This is a genomic window from Micromonospora sp. CNZ299 (assembly GCF_002754415.1).
In genome coordinates this window covers 5,458,322-5,484,129 of the sequence record NZ_PEFG01000001.1, presented here as the reverse complement: position 1 = coordinate 5,484,129, position 25,808 = coordinate 5,458,322, and the positions used below count along the sequence as shown (strand labels likewise).

The window sequence follows — 25,808 nt, the reverse complement described above, 5'->3', positions numbered from 1 at the left end:
ACAGTAGAGTGACCGACGTCACCGAGCATCTGTTGCGATTCGACCTGTGTGATTAGGACATCTGTCGAGCCGGTTCGGTGGTCAGTTGCTCTGGAACTCGGGCAGGCCGGCCTCGTCCGAGTCCGGCCCGACCACCGCGGTCAGCGTCGTTCCGTCCGCGCAGAGCGCGGTGGCCCGCAGGTACGTCCGTCGTTCTTGCGCCCGCATCAGCACCTCGGCCTCGAACACCTCATCCTCGGCGCGCAGCAGGTCGATGTCGCCACGGCCCTCGTAGTGGGCGCGGACGTCCAGCGGGGTCATCCGGATGGTGGCCGCGACAGTGGTCAGGGCGCCCTGCTCGACCACCGAGGTGACCCGCGCGCCGTCGGGCAGGAGCAGGCCGGTGACCTGGCTGTCGACCTCGGCGTCGTCGTCCAGCGGCACCCGGTCGCAGCTGGGCAGGTTCGCGAGCATTCCCGGCCCCCGGCCGGTGGGCTGTGCGGCGTCCGTGCCGCCGCAGGCGACGAGCAGCGGAACCGTGACGACGACGGCGAACATCCGGAGTCTCACCGCAGCAGGATGTCACGCTCAGCGCAGCACCCGCCAGCGTCGCACCATCAGCAGCAACCCGGTGATGATGACCCCGGTGACCACCATGAGGACGCTCGTGATCATGGCCCCGTAGGCGAAGCCGGAGAACTCGAAGACCTGGTCGAAGATGTAGACCGGCAGGTAGAGCGTGGCGTTCGCGGGCCGGCCGTCGGTGAGGACGTACGCCGGCACGAAGTTGACCTGGAGGGTGAGGATCGTGTCGCGGACGGCGAGCAGCACCAGCACCGGCGCGAGCAGCGGCAGCGTGAGCCGGCGCAGCTGGCCGAACGGGCCGCAGCCCTCCAGCGCCGCCGCCTCGTACAGCCGTCCGTCGAGCATCCGGCGGGCGGCGAGCACGACGATGAAACCCTCGCCGATCGGGAACGCGAGCATCAGCGCCACCGCCACCCGTGCGGAGCCGGGCTCGGCGAGCCAGTTCATGCCCGGGTGGCCGAAGAGCCCGAGCAGTTGGTTGAGCGGGCCGTAGAGCGGGTTGAGCACCCACAGGAAGAGCACCGCCAGGGCCACGTCGGGTACGACGGTCGGCAGGTAGACCGCGACCCGGAACCAGCGGCCGCCAGGGCGGGGCGCGGCCAGCAGCAGCCCGAGCCCGATGGCGGCCAGCAGCCGCAGCGGTACGGCCAGTGCCAGATGGATCGCGGAAGCCCGGATGCTGTCGGCGAGGAAGCCGTCGGCGAGCAGGCGGCGCGCGTTGTCCAAGCCGACGAACTGCGGGTCCCGGGTCAACCCGGTGTGGTCGGTGAACGCGTAGCCGAGGTTGAGCAGTGCGGGCAGCGCGATCAGCAGCGCGACTGCCACCGCGTACGGCGCGAGGAACGCCCACGCGGTCAGTGGCCGGCTGACCCGGCCGGTGCTCACCGGCGACGCCCGGTGTCGGCGTCGAAGTGGTGAATCCGACCTGGGTCGGCGCGCAGTCGCACCTCGTCGCCCGGCCACACGCCGGGCCGGGGACCGGTGCGGACGGTCAGCCGCGTGCCGCCGTCGCAGCGGGTCAGCAGGATGGCCTCGCTGCCGAGCGCCTCCACCGCCTCGACGACCGCCGTGACCGATCCGCCGGGATCGAGGCTCAGATCCTCCGGGCGTACGCCGAGGATCAGGTCGGTGGCGCCGCCCAGCACGCCGCCACCGCGTACCAGGTTCATCGGCGGGCTGCCCAGGAAGCCAGCGACGAAGGTGTCCGCGGGTTCGTCGTAGACCTGCTGCGGCGGGCCGATCTGGCGGACCCGACCGTGGTCGAGGACGACGACCCGGTCGCCGAGCGTCATCGCCTCGGCCTGGTCGTGGGTGACGTGGATGGTGGTGGTGCCCAGTTCGCGATGGAGGGTGAGCAGGTCGGCGCGGGTGGCGAAGCGCAGCGGCGCGTCCAGGCTGGCCAGCGGCTCGTCGAGTAGATAGACGGTCGGCTCGCGCAGCAGCGCGCGGGCGAGGGCGATGCGCTGGCGCTGCCCGCCGGAGGTCTCGTCGGGGTAGCGGTCGAGCAGGTCCGCGATGCCGAGCCGGTCGGCCGCCGCCCGGGCCCGCTCTTCGGCCTCCGCCCGCCGGACGCGGCGGACCCGCAGCCCGAACAGGAGGTTGCCGCGGACGGTGAGGTGGGGGTAGAGCGCGTAGTCCTGGAAGACCATTGCCACCGCGCGGCGGTGTGGTGGCACCTGGGCCACGTCCTGCCCGTCGACGACGACGCGACCACGGTCCGGCCGGTCCAGGCCGGCGATCAGCCGCAGGATCGTCGACTTGCCGGAGCCGGACGGGCCGACCAGGGTGACCATCTCGCCGGCGCGCACCGCCAGGTCGACGCCGTCGAGGGCGACGACCTTTCCGTACGACTTGGTCAGCGATTCGAGTCGGATCACGCCCCGCTCAGCCACCGGCGCCTACCGGGAGCGCGAAGAGCGGCCGGAGCTTCTCCTCCAGTTGTCGCAGCCCCTCCTCGCGTCCGATCCGGCCGTAGAAGACCTCCGTGAGCAGGCCGCCGGCCTCCCGCTCCACTCGCGACCACGTGCCGGTGCGCGGCGTGGCGCGCAGGTGTGGTTCGGCGTCGAGGTAGACCCGCGACGACCGAGGGGGCTGCTGCGGGTCGAGGAAGTCGGGGGAGTTGGCCACGTCGAGGCGGGACGGCACCGTGCGGCCGGACCCGGCGAGGATCTGCTGGCCCTGCGCGCCCATCGCGAACTCGATGAACCGCCAGGCCCGGTCGTGGTCGGGTAGGCCCGCGCTCATGCAGTAGGCGTCGCTGTGCAGGATCGACGCGGGTACGCCGCCTGGCGCGATCGGCAGCGGTGCCGCGTCCCAGGTGAAGCCGTCGATGGTGCGCAGCGTCGGCACGGCGACCCGGCTGTTGAGGTACATGCCGAGCGTGCCGCGCAGGAACCGGGCCTCACTCGACTCGCTCTGCTCCTCGGCGTCCGGCGGCACGACGTGGTGCTTCAGTTGAAGGTCGAGGAACCAGTCGACGGCGGCGCGGCTGGCCGGGTCGCCGGTGAGGGTCAGGGTGGTCGGCTTGTCCGGGTGGTCGACCAGCTCACCCCGGTTGGACCAGACGAACGGGGCGAGCCGCGGCAGGGACGGCTCCACGCCCACGCCGTACTTTCCGTCGCGGGTCAGGGCCCGCCCGGCAGCCAGCAAGTCGTCCCAGGTCCAGCCGGCCTTCGGCAGTGGCACGCCGGCCGCCGCGAAGAGGTCGGCGTTGTAGTAGACGACCAGGGAGGACATGTTCTGCGGCAGGCAGGTCAGCGTCTTGCCGTCGAACCGGAAGGCGTCCAGTGCCCGCGGGGAGAAGTCGCTCTCATTCAGCGCCTCGCTGCGGTCGAGGTACGCCTGCGCCGGCTCGATCGCCTGCTGCGCGGCGAACTGGCCGTAGCGGCGGTAGTTGAGCAGGAACACGTCCGGAGGCTGCCCGCCGGCGAACGAGGTGGTCAGCCGGGCCATCAGGTCGTCCTGGGTGGCGACGGGGGAGAGGTTGACCGGCACGTCGGGCTGGGCCTGCTCGAAGGCGGCGACCAGGCTGCGGTAGCCGGCGATCTCCTCGGCGTCGCCGAAGAGCACGACCGTGATCCCTGGCCGGTCGGCCGTGCGGTCGCCGGCGTCGCAGCCGGCCGCGTAGCCGAGCAGCAGCGCGGCGGTGATCAGGGCAACCCATCGTCGAGCGCGGAACGTGCTCACCTACGACCTCCAGATCTCAGTGCCGCCAGCGGATCGTCATTGAGGAGGATTCGCTGGACGAGCAGGAACACCACCACGGACGGCGCTGTCGCGACAACGCACGCGGCCATCAGCAGCGGCCAGTCAGTCGGGTTCAGCAGCCGCAGGAACTGCAGGCCGAGCGGGTACGTGTAGCGGTCACCGCTCTGCAGGTAGAGCAGCGGGTCGATCAGGTTGGACCAGTGCAGCGTGAAGGCGAGCACGCCGACGGCCAGCGTCGCCGGGCGCACCTGCGGCAGCGCCACCCGGCGCCAGATCGTCAACCAACCAGCACCCTCCAGCCGGGCGGCGCCGAGCTGGGTGTCCGGCACGCCGCCGAAGCTCCACGCGTAGAGCAGCACCAGGAAGGGGCTGCCGGCGAGCAGCGCCGGGGCCAGCAACGGGACGTACGTGTCGACCACGCCAGCCAGCCGGAACAGCTCGAAGCGGGTGGCCCACACCGCGGTGACCGGCACCAGGAGCACCGCCAGCAGGCCCAGGACAGCCCGGCGGCGGGCCACCGGCGTCAACAGCCGCAGCCCGAAGCCGGTCAGTGAGGCGACGACGACGGTCAGCGGCACGGCGACCGCGACGACCAGCGCCGAGTTGGCCAGGTACCGGAACAGCGGGATCAGCTCGGGCAGCCGGGCGTACGCGGCCACTGTCGGTTCGGGTGGGAGCACCTCGAAGGTGCGGGGCGGCGGCAGGCCGGCGGGCCGTAGTGAGCCGACCACCATGAACCACAGTGGTGCGGCGAAGAGCGCCGCGAACGCCGCCGGCACCAGGAACCGCCCGATGAACCGCGGGATCACGGCTGGGTCCGAGAACCGCACATCCCGCCCTTCCCGTCGCCCGGCAACCAGTTGGCGCGCTCGTCTCGATGCCGCCGATGGGCTCCGCCGGTGACCCTGGGTGACGGTCGGGTCGACCAGCGGAGGTGGTGCGGCGAACCTATGGCCGGGCGGCCGGCGCGTCATCGGGCACCTGTTGGAATCACCCGCTGTCCGGTCCTACGCCTGTCGAGATGCGACAGACGTAGGACCGGACGGCGATCACCTCCCGCATCTGTCCGATGACCATCCGTGAATCGGTTTCTAGGGTGCGAGTCAACTGCCGCACCGCCGGCACGTCGTCCTCGCCCGGGACGACCGGGTCCACGGCCGGTGCCGGAGATGGGGAGGAGCACCATGCGAACCACAAGTAGCTGGTGGCGAGCGTCGGTGGTGGTCGTTGCGGCCATAGCCGTCGGCCTGCCGGCGGCAACAGCGACGGCGAACCCGACGGCGGACCGGTTGAGGCCGGTCATCCAGCACGGAGTCACCCAGCCGGTGTTCGGGTATGCCGACGCGATCCGCGAGCGGGTATTCGTCACCTCCGACGTCGACACCGATGGCGACGGCGCCCGCGACGTCGTGGCGATGGACATCATCCGGCCCAAGGCCAGCCAGGCGGGTCTGCGCGTGCCGGTGATCATGGATGCGAGCCCCTACTACTCCACGGTGTGTCGGGGCAACGAGAGCGAGTGCAAGGCTGACGTCGACGGCGACGGCCTCAACGACAAGTGGCCGCTCTTCTACGACAACTACTTCGTCCCACGCGGCTACGCGGTGGTCCTGCTCGACATGATCGGCACCAACAACTCGACCGGCTGTCCGGTCACCGGTGGTCGCGCTGACAACATCAGCGCGCCGACCGCGATCGACTGGCTCAACGGTCGTCGGGCCGGCACCGACGCGGCCGGCACGCGGGTCGTCGCCGACTGGCACAACGGCAGGACCGGCATGATCGGCAAGTCGTACGACGGGACGCTGGCCAACGCGGCTGCCGCCAGCGGCGTGCGAGGGCTCACCACCATCGTGCCGATCTCGGCGATCTCCAGCTGGTACGACTACTCGCGCAGCAACGGCCTGGTCACCCGGGCGAACAACTACTCCGGCAGTCTCTCCAACACCGTCACCAACCCGGAGCGGCGGGAGCACTGTGCGGCGGTGCGGGCCCAGCTCGGCGTCGACGGCGACGACGTCACCGGCGACTACAACGCCTTCTGGGTCGAGCGGGACTACGTCCCGCAAGCGGACCGGGTGCGAGCGAGCGTGTTCGTGGTCCACGGCATCAACGACAACAACGTCCGAGCGGACCACTTCAGCAAGTGGTGGGACGCGCTGGCCGAGGAAAACGTGCCGCGAAAGCTCTGGCTGACCGGCACCGGCCACATCGACCCGTTCGACTTCCGGCGGGGCGAGTGGGTGGACACCCTGCACCGGTGGTTCGACTTCTGGCTGCACGGGGTGAAGAACGGCATCATGGCCGAGCCGATGGCCGACATCGAGCGGACGCCGGACGTCTGGGACACCTACCGCAGCTGGCCGGTCCCGGCCGCCCGGAGCACCCAGGTGTTCCTGCGCCCCGGCGACGAGGGGGCGGCCGGCGGGCTGTCGGTCCGCCCGCAGCCGGGTAAGGCGTCCCGGACGTTCCAGGACACCCCGTCGATGAGCCAGACCAACGCGATCCGGCACCCGTCGGACCCGGCGGCGAACACGGAGAACCGGTTGGTCTTCCTCTCCCAGCCGCTGCGCACGCCGCTGCACATCTCGGGTACCCCGATAGTCAAGATCAACGCATCGGTGAACGGCGAGGACACCAGCTTCGCCGGCCTGCTGGTGGACTACGGCACCCGGCCGCGGTTCAGCACCTCCGGCGACGGCATCCGGACGCTGACCACCGAGGACTGCTGGGGTGACTCGGCCACCTGGGGTGGGCACGCCGAGGACGCCTGCTACCGACAGACCGAGAAGATCGTCGCCACCGATCCGCAGGAGCTGGTGACCAAGGGCATCCTGGACGGCCTCAACCTGAAGTCGCCGTCCGTGACGACGCCGCTGGTCCCGGGAAAGAAGAACGCTGGCGACGTGCCGCTGCTGCCCGAGGACTACGTCTTCGCGGCCGGCAATCAGATCGGCGTGGTGCTGCTCGGCTCGTACTCCGGCTACAGCAGCCGGGCGAAGCAGAACCAGGCCGACATCACCGTCCACTTCGACCGCAGCCGGATCGAGCTACCGATCGTCGGTGGCCGGTCGGCGGCCGTGGCCGCAGGCCTGTAACCGGGGACCCGGTGGGCGGGGCGACAGCCCCGCCCACCGCGTCACTCCTGCGGCCGGTAGGCGCCGGTCAACCGGCCTAGCTTCAGCGCCAGGTGCAGGCAGAGCCGCTCGTCTCCGTTCTTCAGGTCGGTGTCGGCCAGCTCCTCGATCCGCTGTAGCCGGTAGTAGAGCGTGGTGCGGTGCAGGCGTAGCTGCTCGGCCGTCGCGTGCGCGTTCCCGGCCAGATCCAGATAGCGCTCCAGGGTCTGCAGCAACACCGGGTTCGGCTGCTCCCGCAGCAACCGCTCAAGCCCGGGGTGCACGTCGGCGATGTCCAGGTGCCGACCCTCCATCCGCGACAGCACCCGGTAGATGCCCAGCCCCGCCCACGACACCACCGGGCCGAGCGCCGGCAACCGCACGCCCACCCGGGCCGACTGCAGCGCCTCCCCGTACGACGCGATCGCCTCGGTCAGCCGGGGCCGCGGCTGACCGACCCCGACCACGACGCGCTCCACCGAGCAGAGCCCGCGCGTCGCCTGCCGCAGGTTGTCGTCGAGCAGCTTCGCGACTACCTCGGGGGAGGGGCGTCCGGCACCCCGCTCGCCGCAGAGCAGCAGCACCCCGTGGTCGTCGCGGACCAGGTGCAGCGCCTCCCGGGTGCCGATCCACCGTCGGGTGGTCACCAGCGCCTGCTCCAGCGCCAGCCGGGCCACCTCGTCGGGCAGCTCGCCGTGCGGCGGCACCATCTGCGCGACAAGCGCGGTGGCTGGCCCGTCCCCAGCGATCAGGCCGGTCTCGCGCAGGGTCCGCAGCGACTGATCCCGGCTGACGTCGTCGTCGGAGAGCAGGGTCCGCGCCGCCTCGGTCTCCCGTTGGGAGGCCAGCTCACCGAGGAGGTTCTCCCGGTACAGCGCCAGCGACAGCTCGCTCATCAGGCCGGTGGCGGTGATGTCCGCGTCGGCCATCGTGCCGTCCGGGTCGATGAACCACACGAACCCCAACAGCAGGTCCTGGTGACGGATCGGCACGCAGACCCGTGGCAGTAGGTCGAGCTCCCGCGACGCCTGCGTGCGCACGGCGGTACGGGCGTCCATGATGCCGAGGTCCCTGAACCACGCCATCACCTCCGGGGTGTTCTGCCGGCGCAGGATGGACGCCTTGCGCACGTCGTCCATCAACCCGGTGTGCTCGCTGTAGACCACCACCCGCTGACGGCGGTCCTCGATCAGCGCCGGGCGGCCGGCGTACGCGGCGAGTGCGTCGACGAGGCGTTGCAGCTCCCCTTGCATGAGATCGGCCCGTCACCTCCTCATGGGTCGTCACCACAGCAGTACCCCGAGAGGGCTACCCGAGTCTCTCGGCGACCCGGTGGCCACCGCGCCACAGATCGATCATGCTGGGCGACGCGGACCTTCACAACCGTCTATCGGGCCGTACGCGGCGATTGCGGCCGTGGACATCGCCCGGCCAACCGCCAACCGACGCCGTTGAGGGCCGGGGCGCTCTCCAACGGTCAGGCGACCGCTAGGCTGGCCCTTCCCTGGTCTCCCACCTGGAGAAACGCCCATGTCCGACAGCGTCTTCGCGCAGTTCACCGCCGACGACGACCAGCTCGAAGTTGGGCTGATCGTGCAGCCGGCGATCAACGCCGCCCTGGTGCACAACCGGGTGCCGTTGGTGCGTCACCTCACGCTCGTCAACCGGGGTGCGGTGCCGCTGACCGAGGTCACGGTGACGCTGGAACTGCGTGGCCCGGACGGCGCGCTGACCGAGCCGTGGACGCGTACCCTCGCTGCGCCGTTGCGACCCGGGACCAGCACGAGCTGGGACGACTTCCGTGACTTCACGCCCGACCGCGTGCTCCTGTACCGCACCGACGAGGCGTTCCCGGTCGACTACACCCTCCGGGTGCAGGCGCAGGAGCAGACACTGCGGCTGGTCGCCCCGTCCAGAGTGCTGGCGCACAACGAGTGGTTCAACAGCCCTGCCCTGTACGACAGCCTGGCGGCCTTCGTGCAGCCGAACACCCGGGCGGTGGAGGCTGTCCTGCGGGCTGCCGCCCAGCTTTTGCTCGCGCGGACGGGTTCCGGCTCGCTGCAGGGTTATCAGGAGGGCTCGGAGCGGGCGGCCCTGATCGCCGGCGCGGTGTACGAGGCGTTGCGCCAACTCGAGATCACCTACCAGACCCTACCGGCGTCGTTCGAGAACACCGGCCAGAAGGTGCGCACCACCGCGGCGGTGCTCGACGGGCGGCTCGGCAACTGCCTCGACCTGTCCGTCACGTACGCCGCCTGTCTGGAGGCGGCGGGGTTGCACCCGCTCATCTTCATCAGCGCGGGGCACGCCTTCGGTGGCTTCCTGCTGGAGGAGGAACGGCTGGGCTCGGCCGCGGTGACCGAGACCAACCTGCTGATCTCGATGGTGGATTCCGGCCGGGCCGTGCCGGTCGAGCTGACCCGCATCGGGCCGGGCGCGCAGGCGGCGACCTTCACCGAGGCGGTACGCGTCGGGCTCGGTCACTTCCGCGGCGACGGCGAACGCATGCAGGGCGTCGTCGACGTCCACCTGGCCCATCGCTCGGGGATCCGCCCGCTGCCGTCAGCCGACGAACTGGTCGCGCCCGCCGCGGTCGACGCCGAGGCGACGCCGAAGATAACAGCGTCCCTCGACCTTCCGCCCGGGGTCGCCGCCGCGAAGCTGCGCCAGATCGCCGACGAGGGCGAGGAGGTGCCGCAGCAGTCCGACGGGTCGCCTGCCCGTATCCAGCAGTGGAAGAAGTCGCTGCTCGACCTGAGCCTGCGTAATCCGCTGCTCAACCTGCCCAAGCGGGGCCGTGGCCTGGATCTGCACGTGCCGGCGGGTGCGCTGGCCCTGCTCGACGACCTCATCCACGATGGCCGCCAGGTGCAGGTCATCCCGCAGGACGACATCAGCCACGTCCACGAGCTGGCCGGGGCACGGCGGGCACAGGACCTCGAAGCCGAGATCCTGACCCGGGAGCTGCGTACCGACCGGCGGGTCTACGGCGCGGTCACCGACGCCCGCTACAAGACCGCGATGCGCGCGCTGCAGCGGGAGGCGCGCACGATGGAGCAGGAGACCGGCAGCAACTACCTCTACCTGACCATCGGCACCCTGGTTCACACGAAGGCGACCGGGGGAGAGGCGTACGCGCCGCTGTTTCTCCTGCCGGTGCGCATCGAGGGAGGCAGCGGCCGCCGCCCGTACGCAATGGTCATTGACGGCACCGAGGTCGCCAGCCCGAACTACTGCCTGATCGAGTGGTTGCGGGTGAAGCACAGCGTGCGGATCCCGGAGCTGGAGCGACCGGTCCTCGACGAGCACGGCATCGACATCGCCAAGACCCTGGCCGCGATCAACACCGGGCTGCTCGACAACCGGCTCAACTACCGGACCGACGAGAGCGCCAGCCTTCGACTGTTGCAGTTCTCCACCTTCCAGATGTGGCGGGACCTCACCGACCACTGGCCCCGGTTCATGGAGAATCCGGTCGTCCGGCACCTGGTCGAGTCCTCCGGCGCCACGTTCGACGATCCCGCCCGCCCGGAGCACGACGTCGAGATCGCCGTCGACGAGGCCGACCTGCACCTGCCCATCCCCGCCGACGGGTCGCAGATGCAGGCCATCGTGCGCGCCGAGCGGGGCCACTCCTTCGTCCTGGAGGGCCCGCCGGGCACCGGTAAGTCCCAGACCATCACCAACATGATCGCCCGGGCGGTCAGCGCGGGCCGGTCGGTGCTGTTCGTCGCCGAGAAGCAGGCAGCACTGGAGGTGGTGAAGCGCCGCCTCAAGCAGATTGGCCTCGGCCCGTTCGCGCTCGACCTGCACGGGCGCAAGCAGTCCCTCAACGCGATCCGCCAGCAGCTGCGCGACGCGCTCGACCAGTACGACCAGGGCGGCGACGGCACGTGGACTGCCGTCGAGACGGCCTACCGGACGCGACTCGCCCCACTGACCGAGTACCCGGCCCAGGTGCACACCACCAACCCCGTCGGGATGTCGCTCTGGTCGGCCTACGAGCAGACTTTGGCGTACGGGGACGGCCCGGTCGCCCCGATCCCGGTGGCCTACCTGCACGCACCCGCTCCGGCACGCGCGCAGGTCGAGACGACACTGCGGGAGTTCCCGGCGGCCGCACGATCGGCCCGACTCCGGGCCGCGCACCCGTGGGCGATCAGCGGCTGCCGCACCCTCGACGGGTTGCACGGCGCCGCGGTCACCGAGATCGCCGGTGAGCTCGAACGCCTCCGAGTCGACCTCGCCGCCCACCCGCGCCTGGTCGAGTTGCTGCGGACGCTGCCCGCCCCGGAGACCGTGAGCGAGCTGCAGGCGGGCGCCTGGCTCGCCGTACGCGGACTGCTGCCGGACCGGCAGACCACCCTGCACGCCAGCGACCGACGGTGGGACGAGGCGGTGGCCCGGCTCCAGGCGGACCTGGCGGCCTTCCGGCAGGGCTTCGCCGGTGAGCTGGCCACCTTCCGGCCGGACGTGTTCGCTCGACCGGAGCTGACCGCTTGGCACGGTGAGGCCCAGGAGGTGGCGAAGAAGCTGATCGGTAAGCGCAAGCGTCGGCGGGCCATCGTGGATCGGTTGGCGGTGCACCTGGTTGCCGGCGCGACGCTCGACGTCGAGCGGGTGGAGGTGGCCACCGGTCGGCTGGTGGCCGCCCAGGCGCAGGCGGCGGCCCTCTACCAGCATGTCGTCGCGGTGGGCGGGCTGCGGCTGTCGCAGTGGCAGCCCACCGACCCCAACGCGCAGGAGCGGCTGACCGAGGCGATCGAGGCGACCCGGGTCGGCCGGACGCTCCTGGCCCGGCACCCGCAGGCCTGGGAGCTGTTTCAGGGCGGGTTCACCGATGTGGACGCTGTGCTCCTCGACCGGTTCGCCTCCCGGTGGCGGGCCTGGCGCGGAGTGCTGCGCTCCGGTGAGGCCGAGCTGGCACTGTGGGCCGCCGGTTCGCACTGGACCGACGCCTGGCAGCGCGACGGCGCGGCCTGGCTGCACGAGGTGCAGAGCGAGGAGTTGTTCCCGCTGCGCCGATGGGCGACCGTCCTGGCCCACGCCGACGTGCTCGCCTCGGCCGGTCTCACCGACTATCGGGACCAGCTGCTGCGCGCCGAGGTGCCCGCGCATCTCGCCGAGGAGGTCTACCGGCGGGGAGTCGCGACGGCGTCCCTCGCCGAGCGTTTACGGGCCGGCGGCCTGCAGTACTTCGACCCGGAACTGCATGACGACGAGATCAGCCAGTTCGAGGCGGCCGCCGGTGAGCTGCGGTCCGCGCTGCCGACGCAGCTGCCGTCGGTGCTGGTCCGCCGCCGCCCCTTCAGCCCTGCCGACCGGCGTGGGCGCTTCGCTGACTTCGCGGCCGAGCTCCGCCGAAAGCGGGGCGGGCGGTCCTTCCGGGAGCTGTTCGAGCAGTACGCGGACGCGGTGCTCGCACTGACCCCGTGCGTGCTGGTCAGCCCCGCGTCCGCGGCGAACTTCCTGGCGCCGGGGAGCCAACGTTTCGACCTGGTCATCTTCGACGAGGCCTCGCAGATCCGCGTGGCGGAGGCGATCGGCGCGATGGGTCGGGGCAGCGCCGTGGTGGTGGTCGGTGACTCCCGGCAGATGCCGCCGAGCAGCATCATGCAGGCCAGCCACAGCGTGGACGAGGTCGACGAGGGCAACGGCCCGGTGCCGGAGGACCTGGAGAGCATTCTCAGCGAGGCCGTCGAGTCGGGACTGCCGCAACGGTGGCTGTCCTGGCACTACCGCAGTCACGACGAGTCACTCATTGCCTTCTCCAACCGCTACTACTACGACAACAAGCTCTCCAGCCTCCCGTCGCCCGGTGCCGCCAGCTTGGCGGGCGTCAGCTGGCGGCGCGTCGAAGGCCGGTACGACCGGGGCGGATCCCGCACCAACGAGGTCGAGGCACGGGCGATCCTCGCCGACATCACCCGGCGGTTGCACGACCCGGCGACCGCCACCCAGTCCGTCGGCGTGGTCACCTTCAACGTCCAGCAGCGGGACCTCATCCTCAACCTGCTGGAGGAGAGCCCCGACCCGATCATCCGCGAGCACCTGTCCGGCGCGGTCGCGGAGCCGATCTTCGTCAAGAACCTGGAGAACGTGCAGGGCGACGAGCGCGACGTCGTCCTGTTCTCCCTGGCCTTCTCCACCAACCTGGAGACTGGCCAGCTCCCGCTGAACTTCGGCCCGCTGAGCCAGGCCGGCGGCGAGCGGCGGCTCAACGTGGCCATCACCCGCGCCCGCCGCCAGGTCGTCCTCTATTCCTCCTTCGACCCGTCCGACATCGACCTGTCCCGCACGTCCGCGCTGGGCACCCAGCACCTGCGGGCGTACTGCGAGATGGCCGCCGCCGGCGCGGAGCGCCTGGGCGACCTCGCCACCGACCGCACCGAGCGACGCAGTCGGATCCGCGACGAGGTGGCCGCGGCGCTGCGCGGCCGCGGCCACGAGGTCCGTACCTCGCACGGCCTCTCCGACTTCACGGTGGACATCGCCGTACGCAGACCAGGCGCACCACTCTGGCAGGTGGCCGTCATGCTCGACGGCCCGGACTGGAGCGCACGCCCGACGGTGGCCGACCGGGACTCGGCGCCCACGCTCCTCCGCTCGATCATGGGTTGGCCGGAGGTCGTGCGGTTCTGGCTGCCGGCGTGGATCCACGACCGGTCAGCGCTACTCGACCGGGTCGACGAAGCGGTCACCCGGGCCGCCGCCCCCGCGACCGCCGAACCCGAGTCGTCACCGGTCGCAGTCGCACCCGAAGCCGTCGAACTGCCGCAGCCGCGCTCCGAAGCGGACGTGGAGCCTCACTCGACACCGACCGCCGAGTTGCCACAGCCGCGCCTCGCGGTGGACGAGGAGCCGCTCCGGGGCGAATCCTCGGCACCCGTCACCGCACTGGCCGCCACGACCACGGCGACCTCGGCTGCGGACACCATCACGGTGAGCCCATTCGTTCCGTACGTCCCGACCTCGCTCGGAGACCAGGCCGACCTCGACCTTCTGGCCACCGACCGGCGCGTACGTGACCTGATGCGGAACGCGCTCCGCGAGATCATCGAGGCCGAGGGGCCCATCGAGCAGCACCGGCTCGCACGCCTCGCCCTCGCCCGGTTCGGTTTCCTCCGGACCCGGGAGGACCGGCGTACCGCCGTGCTGGCGCTCGTCGACTCCCGCCGCCTCTACACGCACCCGACCGTGAGCCGGTACGCCTGGCCGGAAGGCGCCGACCCGCAGACGTACCGCGCGTACCGGGTCACGCAGGCGAGCAACGACCGCGCGTTCGAGGAAGTGCCACCCGAGGAGGTGGCCAACGCCTTCGTACACGTGCTCCAGGGCACGCCGAGCATGGACGAGGAACGGTTGCTGCGCGCCGGCCTGGAACGGCTCGGCTACCGCCGCCGCACCGAGAAAATCGACAAGCTACTCCGGTACGGGCTGCACGTCGCCGTGACCAGCGGACGCCTCCGCTTCGACCAGGAGGGCCGCCTCACCCGAAGCTGACGAGAGTCACCACGTATATCGGTAACAGGCGTGAGCTGAGCATCTGGTCGGCTAAGCGATGTCTCGTAATGGCTCCGGCGCCGCCGGGGCTACGATCGGCCGTGCAATTCCTGAGCTCGGAGTTGGGTGAGACGGCAGCCTTGGATGCTGCCTTCCCACGTCGTCTAGGTGATGACGTGCGAAAGGCGTTGGCAGTCCTACCGCTGGCGCCGCACGCGCCGACGTCGCCATTCCGTGTGCTGGTCGATGGCGAGACGGTCGTGATTCCATCCCGGATCTACTCCGACGCGCCGTCCGTTGCCGCTGAGGCGACGCTGTCTGCCACCCAGCGTGCGGTGCTCGATTGCCTGTACACCCGCCACCACGATGGCCGGGTAAGGCAGCGGCGGCTGGAGCGGGTGGTCGGCTTGATCGAACCGTGGGTGGCGCCGTTCGTGGTGCAGTTGGTGGGCGAGTACGTGGACGAGATTGTGTCGGTCATTCGGCGGGTTCTCGCGCCGGAACTGGTCGTTCCACACAGTCCGACGGAAGCCGTCTATGGGCGACTTGCGGTCGAGAACCCGGCGTTCGTGGCGCTCACCGGCCAACGGGTTGCCAGCTACTGGGACTGTTACCACCGTCGGCGCTACCCCACGCTGATCGACTACCCAGGGCACGTCGTGATGGCAGCGCTGCGGGTGGCGGCAAAGCGGCACGAAGTCTCGGATGGTGATGCAAGTTAGCCGACTTCCCGCGCCCAACGTGATGTTACATCCAGTCATCATCAACGATGATTGCGTGCAGGTGATCTCGGCATCACATCCGCAGTGGATCTATCCGTTCACTGGGCTTCGTCCGGCCCCGCGTTGAACTACCTGGTCGGCTCGGAGCGTGACCATGGCGACCGTACGGCCATCGGCGTCGGCGAACTCGACTTCGTACGCAGGCGGGGGGCCGTTGAAGACGTGCACGACGGTTCCCACTGCCCCGGCAGGCAGTTCCTCTCCCGGAATGGCTTCTCGGAGTTCAACCACGTCGTACAACTCCAACATGTCAACCTTCCTTTGGCGGGAACGAGATGGTCACCATCCGAGGTGCAGATGCCCCGCTCTCCAGTATCCAGGCTGTGCGGACGGTGATCGTGCCATCGGGGCCGGTCAGGGGTAGGTCCACGTTCCACCGCTGGCCGAACTCGTCCGCCCTGCCGAGCAAGGGCTTGCCGGCGAGTACGCCTTCGCGAATCTGCTGCAGGATTGCGTCGGCGTCATCCGGGCCGAGGCCAGTGGCGGAGTTGATGACGCGAAACTTGTTCTTGCCGACAGGGTGGTCCGGGTTCATGGCGTAGGCGGTGATCTTCCGTGAGTCGATCTCGACCTGAGTGAAGTCCGGTCGGCTCGGATCACCCGGAATCTTCGTCGGCCCGGGATTGTCGGGCCTCGGGGGATCGGGCGACTGCTTCTGGAGTCGACCCAGCGCCTGCTTGAGCTTGTCGATCAGGTCGCCGAGCCGGCGTACCTCCGGGATCAACCGGCGCAGGCTGGCCAGCAGCCCCCGCAACAGCCGCGCGATCCGTGCCGCCCACGACGCCACCAGCGTCGTGACCTGCTCCACGACCAGCGGCGCGGCCAGTCCGCCGGTGACGACGAGTTCGCCCGCGTACACGATGAGGCGGGACACGCAGGTGGCGATGGCGTCGCGGACCAGGAGCCGGACGGCGGCCACGAGGCCGGCGGCGCCTTCGGTGATCGCGGCCATGGCGTTGGCGCCCTGGGCGAGGCCGGTGATGGCCTGCTGTTGTTCGGCGGCCCAGGCGCGGTAGGCGGGGCCGGCGCCGCCACCCCATCCGGCGACGTCGTTGCGGACGGCGCGGGTCAGCCTGCCGGCCTCCTCGCGGAGCGATGCCGCGACGCTGCGCCAGGTCTGGGCGTGAGCGGTGATCTGCGCCGGGTCGCCGGCGAGCCAGTCCAGCGCCTCACTGAGCGGCTTGACGTGCTCGATGAGCCAGGCGATCCCGTACTGGAGCAGGGCGCCGACCGGGTCGGAGACGAAGGCGAGGGCGTCCAGGCCGGCGCTCACCACGCCGAGGCTGCCGTCGATCCAACTGCCGTTGCGGACGCCCTGGGCGATGAGGTCGATGTCCTCGCAGATCCAGATGCCTGCCCATGCGCTGGGTGGGGTGTCCGCTGCTGCGGCGACGAGCGGGTTGGACGTCACGGCTGCCGCCGCACCTCATCGAGGTGCTGCTGCCGTACTCCGTCGAGCAGTTGCTTCGCGTGGGCGTCGGAGCTTCGGTAGCGGTCTGCTCCGACCCGCAGCTTGCCGGCGGTGTCCCGCACCGACGCGGCGGCGGCGCCGATGCCGTCGACCAGGGTTCGCTGGAGGCCGTCGAGCAATGTCGGCATCAGGGCGCAGAGCTGACCGTACGCGTCGGCGCCCAACCGGACGTGCTGGCCCGCCTGTTGGGCCGTGTCGAGGCTGCCGGCGCAGCGGTCGATGCGGGCGGCGTGGGCGGTCAGGTCGCCCGGGTCGACGTGGATGCCGTCACCGGTCGGCATCGCTCGAACCCTCGTCACCAGCCAGCCGGCTGCGGTACGACTCGATGATGGCCTTGGCGCTCGCGTCGTCGCCGAGGAACTCCACTGTCAGTTCGCGGACCTGGCGTAGCAGGTCGGTGCGTGCCGCTCGGGTGGTCTCCAGGATCTGCTGGGCGGTGCGCGCCGCGGGTTGCTGCCGGATGCGTTCGTCGAGCCGTAGGCCGATCAGCAGGCCGGAGCATTCGACGGTGACGTCGACCGTCCGGTCGTTGTTGTGGGCGGTGCCGGTCAGCTCCTGCATCCTCGCCGAGAGCGTCTTCGCCCGTGCCGCCCGTTCGGCGAGCGACGACTCCCACTCGTCGAGCCGGTGTCCGGCCGCGTCGAGCGCAGCGTCGTCCGCCCACATGTCGACCCTCCCCAGGGGACCACCGCCGACGACAGCCAGCGTGATCACCCGCACGTTACCAACTGGTGGCGCTCCGTGTATGCCCCGTCCGGTGGCCGTTGCCGCCGGCTCAGGTGGTGACCGTCCAACGCCGCCAATGGGCGGCCGCCGTCCGTATCATCTCGGCATGTTGCTGAACCCAACGGTGCGGTTCAGTCGGCGTGCGGTGCTCCTGGCCGCCGGAGGGCTGCTCGTCGGCTGTTCGCGGCAGCCCGAGGCGGGCGAGATCCACCTGCGACTGGCGACCGGGCCGGCGGGAGCGGTCTATCGGCGCATCGGTGGTGCGCTGGCCGCGCACATCTCCGCCCAGGTGGCGGGCGCGACGGTGACGACCGTGCCGAGCGGGGCGTCCACCGACAACATCCGGATGCTGCGGGCCGGCGAGGTGCACCTGGGATTGACCAGCCTGGACGCGTTGATCACGACTGATGGCAGCGCGCCCGGAGGGCTCTCGGCGATCTGCCGGCTCTACGACAGTCACCTGCATCTCGTGGTGATGGCCTGGTCGACGATCGACAAGTTCCGGGACCTTGAGGGCATGCGACTGTCCCTCGGCGCCCACGACTCGGGCACCGAGTTCACGTCGCTGAGGGTTCTGGCTCTCGGCCCGGTGAAAGCCGACAGCCGGAATCTCAGCCAGGCGGAGTCGGCGGCGGCGTTGCGCGACGGCACGATCGACGCGATGTTCTCCCTGACCGGCGTCCCGACACCCGCCATCACCGAGTTGGCGCGGCGGCATCCGATCCGGCTGCTCCCGCTGGACGCGGAGGCGGACGGGCTCTTCGCGGCGTACCCCGGTCCCTATGCCCCGGCCACGATTCACGCGGCTGCCTACGCGGGCGTTCCGGCCACCCGCACCGTGGCCGTGCCGAACGTGCTGCTCGCGCGCAACGACCTGCCCGACGACCTGGTCTACGCCATCACCGACACGATCTTCACGCACACCAGCACGATCACCTCCGCCGGCCGCGACGACGCCGAGGCCCTTCCCGAGGCGTGGCAGATCAACGTACGCACCGGCATCTCGACCGCATCGGTCCCGCTGCATCCGGGTGCGGCGGCCTGGTTCCGCGACCGTAAGCGCTGACCCGAGACGCGGCTCGTCACACCGGCGTCGGAGCGCCGGACGGCGCCGCCACCCGCGGGACGGCTGGCAACGCCACCACCGCCGCGAAGCCGTGCCCCGACCCGTCCGGACGCGGCAAGCCCTCCTCCAGCCGCAGCTCGCCACCGGCTGCCCCGATCAGGTCGGTGCAGATCGCCAGGCCCAGGCCGGTCCCGGGCACGTTCTGGTGCCGTGGCGACCGCCAGAACCGTCGCAGCGCCTGCGCACGCTCGGAGACGTCCATTCCCTGGCCGTCGTCACGGACGGCGATGGTGACTACGCCGCCGCCGGCGGCTGCGGCGCCGAGGCCGTGTCCGTCGCCCACACCAGTGGGGACGATCCGTGCGACCACCTGCACGACCTGCGCGTCGGACAGCCGTAGCGCGTTGCTGACCAGCTCGTCCAGGATGCTGCCCAGGCCGCCCGTCGGCTCCAGCACCCGCAGCCCCGGCGGCACGTCGACCGTCAGTGTCTGCCCGGCCGTGGCCGTCAATGCCCGCCACCGGTCGACCCGGGTCGCCAGCACCTCGTCGAGGTCCACCGGCGATGCCGTCCGGATGCTCTCCATCCGCGCACTGGCCTGAAGCGAGTTCAGCATCCGCTGCATCGCCTTCAGTTCGTCGACGGCGATGTCGTACGCCTGCTGCCCGTCGCCGTCGGGGCGCAGGTGCGGTGCGAGGCTCTCCACCGCCAGCCGGAGGCTGGTCAAGGGGTTGCGTAACTGGTGCGAGGCGTCGGAGACGAACGCCCGCTGCCGCTGCACGGCGTTCTCGACGGCGTCCATCATGGTGTTGAACGACTCCGCCAGCCGCCGCAGCTCGGTCGGGCCGGCCTCGGCGTCGGCGCGGATCGTCAGGTCGCCCTCGGAGATCCGCGAGGTCGCCGCGTCCAGTTTGCGCACCGGCCGTAGCACCCATGCCGACACCGGCCAGGCGACGGCCGCCAGGGCGATCAGCGGCAGCAACCCGAGCCCGGCCAGCCGGGCCCAGCGGACGAGGATGGCGTCGCGCGTCTTCGACAGGTCCGAGATCGTCACGACGGCGCCGACGACCTCACTGTCCCGTCCCACCGGCTCCGCCACGACGAGTGCGGAGTCGTCCCACGGCGCCCACTCCCAGGACGGTTCGGACCGCGCCCCGGCCAGTGCCGCGGTCACGATCCGGGGCAACGCCGGCTCGGCGCGCGCCGCCTGCTCGTACGCGTCGGTCGGCCCGAGCAGCACCGTGCCCGACGTGTCGATCAGCGCGACCGGAATGCCGTAGAGGTCGTGGTATCGCGTCAGCTCCTGCTGGAGAGCCTCGGTGCGCCCGGTCGACAGCGCGGTCTCCGCCAGCGAGGCGAACCGGCCGACGTCGCCCAGCCGGTTGACGTACGTCTCCTGCATCTCCCGCTCGGCCACGGTGACGCTGAGCGGCACCCCGAGCGCCGCAACGAGCAGCACCGCGAGGGGAACCAGGACGACGAGCAGGCGGCGGTGCACGGCGCGTCAGCCGATCAGCTCCGGCTGGTCGGCCAGCAGCCGATAGCCGACGCCGTGGACCGTGCGGATGACCACGTTCGGCCCCAACTTGTGCCGTAGTGCCGCGATGTGGGTGTCCAGGGTGCGACTCGACGACTCCCAGGTCGCGCGCCAGATCTGGTCGAGGATGACGTCACGGCTGACCACATTGGGCGCGCGCCGGGCCAGGAGCAGGAGCAACTCGAACTCCTTGCGGGTCAACGGCACGGGGGTGCCGTCGACGGTGACCTCGCGGGTCCCGATGCCGATCCGCATCGGGCCGAGGAGGATCGGCTCGTCCGCGTGGCCGACGGCACGAGCGGCCCGGGTGCGCCGCAGGACGGCGTCGATCCGGGCCAGCAACTCCGGGACGCCGAACGGCTTGACGATGTAGTCGTCGGCGCCGGCACGCAGGCCACGGACCCGCTCGTGCTCCTCGGATCGCGCGGTCACCGCGATGACGGCGGTCTGCGGGTGGTCACGCAGCTTGCGGATGACGTCGAGCCCGTCGCCGTCGGGCAGACCCAGGTCGACGAGGACCACGTCGGCCGGCGCGGCGCGGACGGCCTCCGCGGCGGTGGCGACGCGGTGGACCTCGAAGCCCGCCTGGGTCAGGACGGTCACCAGACCCCGCGCCACGCGGTCGTCATCCTCGATGACGGTTATCCGCATACCAGCGGATTGTACGGCGAAGACCGGCGCTCGTGCCGGCCCTGGTTCTTGGGATTTTCCTGACACCATCGGCGTCCCGACCAGCCGAGACTGGGGGCCACGCACACACCGAGGAATGTCCATGCGCTGATGGGGAGGCCGCCGAATGCGAACGACCAGCAGGTACCGGGCCACCACGGGGGTGATCGCCGCGATCGGCGTCGTCTCGCTCGTCGCCGCCTGTTCCGGTAACGGAGGCGGCGGAGGCGACGCCGACAGCTACCCGGACCAGAACATCACGATCGTCGTGCCGTTCAGCGCGGGCGGTCCGACGGACACGGTCACCCGCATGATCGCCGAGCCGATGGCCGCGAAGCTCGGCGGCAAGATCGTCGTCCAGAACGTCGAGGGCGCCGGCGGCACTGTCGGCGCCGGCGATGTCGCACGGGCCAGGCCGGACGGCTACACGGTGCTCATGCACCACATCGGCATGTCCACAGCGCCCGCCCTGTACAAGAGCCTGGGCTACAAGCCGCTCGACGACTTCGAGACGGTCGGGCTCGTCACCGAGGTGCCGATGACGATCGTCGCACGCAAGGACTTCGCGCCCGCGACACTCCAGGACCTGGTGACCCACGTGAAGGCGAACGCCGGCAAGGTCACGCTGGCCAACGCCGGCATCGGTGCGGCGTCGCACCTGTGTGGCCTGTTGTTCCAGAGCACCACCGGTGTGAAGCTCCAGGAGGTCCCGTACCAGGGCACCGGCCCCGCGCTGACCGACCTCGTCGGCGGCCAGGTCGACTTCATGTGCGACCAGACCACCAACACCAGCGGCCAGATCGCCGCCGGGAAGGTGAAGGCGTACGCGGTCACCACGCCCGAGCGGGTGAAGAGCCTTCCCGACCTGCCCACCACGACCGAGGCCGGGCTGCCCCAGCTCAAGGTCAGCGTGTGGCACGGCCTGTACGTCCCGGCCGACACTCCGCAGGAGATCGTCCAGAAGTTGTCCGAGGCGCTGAAGGTGGCGCTCGCCGACCAGGGGGTCATCGACCAGATGGCCAAGCTCGGCACCGCCCCGGTCCCGGCGCAGGACGCGACCCCGGAGGCGCACCGGGCGAAGCTCGACGAGCAGCTCGGCACCTGGGCGAAGATCATCGCTGACTCCGGGGTGAAGGTCTCCTGAGGTGGAGCGCCGTCGGTCGTTCCCGGACGTCCTCGCCGGGGGAGTCTTCGTCCTGATCGGTGGCGCATTCGTGGTGGGGGCGCTCGGCTACGAGCTGGGCACCCCGACACGGATGGGCCCCGGCGCGTTCCCGCTGCTGGTCGGCGCGGTTGTGGTCGCCCTGGGCCTGGCGATCGTCGGCAAGGGACTCGTCGCCGGTGAGGTGATCTCGTTCGGACCGGTCCCGTGGCGCGCGGTCGCCGCCATCGTGGTCGCGGTCCTGTTCTTCGGGTTCACCATCCGGCGCCTCGGGTTCGTACCGACGACGGCGGTGACCGCGCTGCTCACCACACTGGCCAGCGCACGTGTACGGCTGCTCACGGCCGTGGCCGTGGCCGCCGGGCTGACCGTGGCCAGCACCCTCATCTTCGTCGTCGGACTTCAGCTACGGATCCCGCTGTTCGGCCCGTGGCTGGGGTTCTGACGAGGGACCCGGATTGAGACATGGAACTCCTCGACAACCTCGCGCTGGGCTTCTCGACTGCCCTCCTGGTCCAGAACGTCCTCTACTGCTTCGTGGGAGTGCTGCTCGGGACCGCGGTCGGCGTGCTGCCCGGCATCGGGCCGACGGCAACGGTGGCGATGCTGCTGCCGATCACGTTCAGCTTCGAGCCGGTGACGGCGCTGATCATGCTGGCCGGCATCTACTACGGCGCGCAGTACGGCGGTTCGACGACCGCCATCCTGATCAACCTGCCCGGTGAGTCGTCCGCGGCGGTCACCGCGCTGGACGGGCACGAAATGGCCCGCCAGGGACGGGCCGGCCCGGCCCTGGCGGCCGCGGCGATCGGGTCCTTCGTCGCGGGTACGGTGGCCACTGTCGCGCTGGCCGCCGCTGCCCCGCCACTGGCCAGCGTCGCGTTGAAGTTCGGCCCGGCCGACTACTTCTCCCTCGTGCTGTTCGGCCTGATCGTGTCGATCGCGCTGGCACGGGGCACCGCGCTCAAGGCACTGGCGATGATCGCGCTCGGCGTGCTGCTCGGCACGGTCGGCCAGGACATCTACACCGGAACTCCCCGCTTCGTGTTCGAGCAGCGCGAGCTGTACGGCGGCATCGACTTCGTGTCGGTCGCCGTGGGCCTGTTCGGGGTGGCCGAGATCCTGCGCAACCTGGAGAACGAGCAGACCCGCACCGCGATCGTCAGCAGGGTGACGAACCTCTGGCCGACCCGCGAGGACCGGCGTCGGATCGTCGCCCCGATCCTGCGGGGCACCGGTCTCGGCGCCGCGCTCGGTGTCCTGCCCGGCGGAGGGCACGTGCTCGCCTCGTTCACCTCGTACGCCGTGGAGAAGCGCATCTCGAAGCGGCCGCAGGAGTTCGGGCGGGGCGCGATCGAGGGCGTCGCCGGCCCCGAGTCGGCGAACAACGCCGCCGCGCAGACGTCGTTCATCCCGCTGCTCACCCTGGGTCTGCCCGCCCACCCCGTCATGGCACTGATGATCGGCGCGTTCATCGTCCACGGCATCACCCCGGGCCCGAACGTCATCAACGACGAACCGGCGCTGTTCTGGGGCCTGATCGCCTCGATGTGGATCGGCAACGTGCTCCTGCTGCTGCTGAACCTGCCGCTGATCGGCCTATGGGTGCGCATGCTGCGCATCCCGTACCAGGTGCTGTTCCCGATGATCATCCTGTTCGCGGCGATCGGCACCTACTCGCTGAAATTCAACGCGTACGACGTCTACGCGATCGCGTTCTTCGGGATCCTGGGCTACATCCTGATCAAGTGCGGCTGCGAGCCGGCCCCACTGCTGCTCGGGTTCGTCCTCGGCCCGCTCCTGGAGGAGAACCTGCGGCGCGCGCTCATCATCTCCCGTGGTGACCCGTCGGTCTTCCTGACCCGACCGATCTCCGCGGCCCTCCTGGTCCTGGCCGTGGCGGCGCTCGTCGTCGCCGTCCTCCCGACGATTCGTCAACGCCGCGCGGCCGTGTTCAGCGAGGAGGAGTAGGCGTCTCAGGCCCGGTGCTCGTATCCGCCGATCGCCATGTGCCCCAATCCGGACCACGTGACGATCAGGTCAACGAAGATTGTCCCCGTGACGAGCGACAACCCACACCGGGGATGGACCAGCCGAACCGCCTGGGAGGGTCGGTTCAACACTCCGCTGCGCTCGTTCCTGCGCACCGAGACCGGCGGCGCCCGGGTGGTGCTGGCCGCCGCGGTGGCGGCACTCGTGTGGGCCAACCTGCACGTGTCGTCGTACGAGTCGGTGTGGGGCACCTCGCTCTCGGTCCGGCTCGGCGGCTGGTCCCTGTCACACGACCTGCGGACCTGGGTCAACAGCGGGCTCATGACGTTCTTCTTCCTGGTCGCGGGGCTGGAGCTGCGCCGCGAGTTCGACATCGGCGAGCTGCGGGAGCGGCGTCGGCTGGCGCTGCCGATGCTGGCCGGGTTCGGCGGCATGCTCCTGCCGATCGCTATCTATCTCGCGTTCAACGTCGGGCAGACCACCGCCGCGGGCTGGGGCGCGGTGATGGCCACGGACACGGCCCTCGCGCTCGGCGCGCTGGCCGTCTTCGGGCCGCGCTTCTCCGATCGGCTGCGGGGTTTCCTGTTGACCGTCGCCGTCGTCGACGACGTGGTCGCGATCGCGGTGCTGGCAATCGCGTACCCACATCATCCCTCGCCGATGGCGCTGCTCGCCGCGGTGGGGATCTTCGGCGTCGTCCTGCTCGTCCGGGCACTGGGTGTGCGGTTCGGGCCGGTCTACGCGCTGCTGGGGGTGGCGGCCTGGGTCGCGGTCTCGGAGTCCGGTGTCGATCCGGTGGTGGTGGGTCTGGTGATGGGGTTGCTGACCTACGCCTACGCTCCCGGCCGCGACGACCTGCAGCGGGCGAGCGACCAGTTCCGCCTCTTCCGGGAACAGCCCACCCCGCAGCTGGCCCGGATGGCCCGGGCCGGGCTCACCTCTGCGCTGTCGCCGAACGAGCGGCTCCAGACCATCTACCACCCGTGGGCGAGCTATCTGGTCGTGCCGCTCTTCGCGCTGGCCAACACCGGAATCGTGATCGACGGCGACCTTCTCTCCAGGGCCGTGGTCTCCCCGGTCACGCTCGGCGTCGTGGTCGCCTACGTCGTCGGCAAGCCGGCCGGGATCGTGGGTGCCTCCTGGCTGGTGGCCCGGCTCAGCGGCAACCGGTTCCGACCACCGGTCGGCTGGGTCGCCGTCGTGGGGGTCGGCACGATCTCCGGCATCGGGTTCACCGTCGCGCTCCTCATCGCCACCCATGCCCTCAGCGGCCCCGCCCTGGATGAGGCGAAGCTCGGCATCCTCGTCGCGACACTGGGGGCGTCCCTCGTCACCTGGCTGGTGTTCCGCTCGGTCGGGCGACTGTCGCCGGCACGGCGGGCGCGCGCGCTGCTGGGCGTCGCCGAGGGGATCGTCGACCTGATGCTGCCGGTCGATCCGGAGCGCGACCACATGCGCGGGTCGCTCGACGCGCCGGTGACGGTCGTGGAGTACGGCGACTTCGAGTGCCCCTACTGCGGGCAGGCCGAGCCAGCGGTCCGGGAACTGCTCGCCGACTTCGCCAACGTCCGGTACGTCTGGCGGCACCTTCCGCTCACCGACGTCCACCCGCAGGCCCAAATCGCCGCCGAGGCTGCCGAGGCGGCGGGCGAGCAGGGCGCCTTCTGGGAGATGCACGACCTGCTGCTCGCGCACCAGGACGCGCTCGCCCCCGACGACGTGCTCGGCTATGCCGAACAACTCGGCCTGGACGTCGACCAGTTCCGGGAACACATGGTCAAGCGGATGGGTGTCGACCGGGTCGCCGAGGACGTCGAATCCGCCGACCTCAGTGGCGTCACCGGCACCCCGACCTTCTTCATCAACGGCCGGCGGCACTACGGCGCGTACGACATCACGGCGCTCTCGGCGGCGGTGAAGGCGGCGTTCGCCAGCGCGAAGCTGCGCCCCGAGTACCACCCCCGGGAACCCGGGCCCCCCGATGGCGGGCCGGCGAGCTGACGGGGGTCGAGG

General features: G+C 70.8%; 20 protein-coding genes. 8 read left to right on the top strand and 12 right to left on the bottom strand.

Annotation, left to right across the window (positions count from 1 at the left end; all coding sequences use genetic code 11):
• Window positions 1–81: 81 nt before the first annotated feature.
• The 5 genes from CLT68_RS25010 to CLT68_RS24990 are packed head-to-tail and all read right to left on the bottom strand — an operon-like array spanning window position 82 to window position 4,580.
• Window positions 82–549, bottom strand: a complete 468-nt coding sequence (locus CLT68_RS25010; protein ID WP_143743235.1) for a hypothetical protein — start codon at window positions 547–549, stop codon at window positions 82–84.
• Between the two features lie 18 nt (window positions 550–567).
• Window positions 568–1,449, bottom strand: a complete 882-nt coding sequence (locus CLT68_RS25005; protein WP_158240925.1) for a carbohydrate ABC transporter permease — start codon at window positions 1,447–1,449, stop codon at window positions 568–570.
• Entirely contained in the window at window positions 1,446–2,441 is a 996-nt protein-coding gene (locus tag CLT68_RS25000; RefSeq protein ID WP_486482306.1) for an ABC transporter ATP-binding protein, read from the bottom strand. The genes CLT68_RS25005 and CLT68_RS25000 overlap by 4 nt, the downstream gene beginning before the upstream one ends.
• 7 nt (window positions 2,442–2,448) lie before the next feature.
• Window positions 2,449–3,750, bottom strand: a complete 1,302-nt coding sequence (locus CLT68_RS24995; protein WP_099854538.1) for an ABC transporter substrate-binding protein — start codon at window positions 3,748–3,750, stop codon at window positions 2,449–2,451.
• Window positions 3,747–4,580 (bottom strand): carbohydrate ABC transporter permease, encoded by an 834-nt coding sequence (locus CLT68_RS24990; protein ID WP_143743234.1) that lies wholly within the window; start codon window positions 4,578–4,580, stop codon window positions 3,747–3,749. Before CLT68_RS24990 ends, CLT68_RS24995 begins: the two co-directional genes overlap by 4 nt.
• Window positions 4,581–4,955: 375 nt before the next feature.
• On the opposite strand from CLT68_RS24990, the gene CLT68_RS24985 reads away from it, so the two are divergent.
• A complete protein-coding gene (locus tag CLT68_RS24985; RefSeq protein ID WP_099854534.1) occupies window positions 4,956–6,869 on the top strand; it encodes a Xaa-Pro dipeptidyl-peptidase in 1,914 nt (637 codons plus the stop codon).
• A 41-nt stretch (window positions 6,870–6,910) separates the two neighbouring features.
• Here the strand turns inward: CLT68_RS24985 and CLT68_RS24980 are convergent, their stop codons facing one another.
• Complete coding sequence (locus tag CLT68_RS24980) at window positions 6,911–8,140, bottom strand: helix-turn-helix domain-containing protein (RefSeq protein WP_099854532.1); 1,230 nt, start codon at window positions 8,138–8,140, stop codon at window positions 6,911–6,913.
• A 277-nt stretch (window positions 8,141–8,417) separates the two neighbouring features.
• Here CLT68_RS24980 and proA point away from each other — a divergent pair, with 277 nt between their 5' ends.
• Together proA and CLT68_RS24970 are read left to right on the top strand one after the other, a co-directional pair.
• On the top strand, window positions 8,418–14,390 hold the full coding sequence (gene proA / locus CLT68_RS24975; RefSeq protein WP_099854530.1) for an anti-phage protein ProA: 5,973 nt from the start codon (window positions 8,418–8,420) through the stop codon (window positions 14,388–14,390).
• Window positions 14,391–14,566: 176 nt separating this feature from the next.
• Window positions 14,567–15,112, top strand: coding sequence for a hypothetical protein (locus CLT68_RS24970; protein WP_143743233.1), 546 nt, complete (start codon window positions 14,567–14,569; stop codon window positions 15,110–15,112).
• Window positions 15,113–15,202: 90 nt separating this feature from the next.
• On the opposite strand, the gene CLT68_RS24965 is transcribed toward CLT68_RS24970, so the two are convergent.
• Genes CLT68_RS24965 through CLT68_RS24950 form a run of 4 tightly spaced genes read right to left on the bottom strand, consistent with a single transcriptional unit; the run spans window position 15,203 to window position 17,309 of the window.
• On the bottom strand, window positions 15,203–15,421 hold the full coding sequence (locus CLT68_RS24965) for a DUF4926 domain-containing protein (protein ID WP_099854527.1): 219 nt from the start codon (window positions 15,419–15,421) through the stop codon (window positions 15,203–15,205).
• Window position 15,422: 1 nt separating this feature from the next.
• Window positions 15,423–16,583 (bottom strand): WXG100 family type VII secretion target, encoded by a 1,161-nt coding sequence (locus tag CLT68_RS33940; protein WP_486482305.1) that lies wholly within the window; start codon window positions 16,581–16,583, stop codon window positions 15,423–15,425.
• Window positions 16,580–16,924 (bottom strand): type VII secretion target, encoded by a 345-nt coding sequence (locus CLT68_RS24955; protein WP_099854525.1) that lies wholly within the window; start codon window positions 16,922–16,924, stop codon window positions 16,580–16,582. The genes CLT68_RS33940 and CLT68_RS24955 overlap by 4 nt, the downstream gene beginning before the upstream one ends.
• On the bottom strand, window positions 16,911–17,309 hold the full coding sequence (locus CLT68_RS24950) for a YbaB/EbfC family nucleoid-associated protein (protein WP_099857595.1): 399 nt from the start codon (window positions 17,307–17,309) through the stop codon (window positions 16,911–16,913). The genes CLT68_RS24955 and CLT68_RS24950 overlap by 14 nt, the downstream gene beginning before the upstream one ends.
• Before the next feature lie 166 nt (window positions 17,310–17,475).
• On the opposite strand from CLT68_RS24950, the gene CLT68_RS24945 reads away from it, so the two are divergent.
• A complete protein-coding gene (locus tag CLT68_RS24945; protein WP_099857593.1) occupies window positions 17,476–18,435 on the top strand; it encodes a TAXI family TRAP transporter solute-binding subunit in 960 nt (319 codons plus the stop codon).
• Window positions 18,436–18,451: 16 nt separating this feature from the next.
• Here CLT68_RS24945 and CLT68_RS24940 read toward each other — a convergent pair whose 3' ends face one another.
• Both CLT68_RS24940 and CLT68_RS24935 read right to left on the bottom strand, forming a co-directional pair.
• The gene (locus CLT68_RS24940; protein ID WP_099854523.1) at window positions 18,452–19,933 is read right to left on the bottom strand and encodes a sensor histidine kinase; all 1,482 of its coding nucleotides are present in this window, start codon (window positions 19,931–19,933) and stop codon (window positions 18,452–18,454) included.
• 6 nt (window positions 19,934–19,939) lie between these two features.
• Complete coding sequence (locus tag CLT68_RS24935; RefSeq protein WP_099854521.1) at window positions 19,940–20,623, bottom strand: response regulator transcription factor; 684 nt, start codon at window positions 20,621–20,623, stop codon at window positions 19,940–19,942.
• 145 nt (window positions 20,624–20,768) lie between these two features.
• On the opposite strand from CLT68_RS24935, the gene CLT68_RS24930 reads away from it, so the two are divergent.
• The 4 genes from CLT68_RS24930 (at window position 20,769) to CLT68_RS24915 (ending at window position 25,796) form a co-directional block, all read left to right on the top strand.
• Complete coding sequence (locus CLT68_RS24930; RefSeq protein WP_099854519.1) at window positions 20,769–21,785, top strand: tripartite tricarboxylate transporter substrate-binding protein; 1,017 nt, start codon at window positions 20,769–20,771, stop codon at window positions 21,783–21,785.
• A gap of 1 nt (window position 21,786) precedes the next feature.
• A complete protein-coding gene (locus CLT68_RS24925) occupies window positions 21,787–22,248 on the top strand; it encodes a tripartite tricarboxylate transporter TctB family protein (protein ID WP_099854517.1) in 462 nt (153 codons plus the stop codon).
• A gap of 20 nt (window positions 22,249–22,268) precedes the next feature.
• On the top strand, window positions 22,269–23,774 hold the full coding sequence (locus CLT68_RS24920) for a tripartite tricarboxylate transporter permease (protein ID WP_099854515.1): 1,506 nt from the start codon (window positions 22,269–22,271) through the stop codon (window positions 23,772–23,774).
• Between the two features lie 87 nt (window positions 23,775–23,861).
• Window positions 23,862–25,796, top strand: a complete 1,935-nt coding sequence (locus CLT68_RS24915) for a Na+/H+ antiporter NhaA (protein ID WP_099854513.1) — start codon at window positions 23,862–23,864, stop codon at window positions 25,794–25,796.
• The last annotated feature ends 12 nt before the right edge of the window (window positions 25,797–25,808 follow it).

Bases quoted from the DNA above. Each gene is read 5' to 3' on its own strand.
- CLT68_RS24930 (WP_099854519.1), top strand. From the start codon at position 20,769: ATGCGAACGACCAGCAGGTACCGGGCCACCACGGGGGTGATCGCCGCG.
- CLT68_RS24965 (WP_099854527.1), bottom strand. From the start codon at position 15,421: ATGTTGGAGTTGTACGACGTGGTTGAACTCCGAGAAGCCATTCCGGGA.
- CLT68_RS24950 (WP_099857595.1), bottom strand. From the start codon at position 17,309: ATGTGGGCGGACGACGCTGCGCTCGACGCGGCCGGACACCGGCTCGAC.
- CLT68_RS24955 (WP_099854525.1), bottom strand. From the start codon at position 16,924: ATGCCGACCGGTGACGGCATCCACGTCGACCCGGGCGACCTGACCGCC.
- proA (WP_099854530.1), top strand. From the start codon at position 8,418: ATGTCCGACAGCGTCTTCGCGCAGTTCACCGCCGACGACGACCAGCTC.
- CLT68_RS24935 (WP_099854521.1), bottom strand. From the start codon at position 20,623: ATGCGGATAACCGTCATCGAGGATGACGACCGCGTGGCGCGGGGTCTG.
- CLT68_RS24920 (WP_099854515.1), top strand. From the start codon at position 22,269: ATGGAACTCCTCGACAACCTCGCGCTGGGCTTCTCGACTGCCCTCCTG.
- CLT68_RS24945 (WP_099857593.1), top strand. From the start codon at position 17,476: ATGTTGCTGAACCCAACGGTGCGGTTCAGTCGGCGTGCGGTGCTCCTG.
- CLT68_RS24980 (WP_099854532.1), bottom strand. From the start codon at position 8,140: ATGCAAGGGGAGCTGCAACGCCTCGTCGACGCACTCGCCGCGTACGCC.
- CLT68_RS24985 (WP_099854534.1), top strand. From the start codon at position 4,956: ATGCGAACCACAAGTAGCTGGTGGCGAGCGTCGGTGGTGGTCGTTGCG.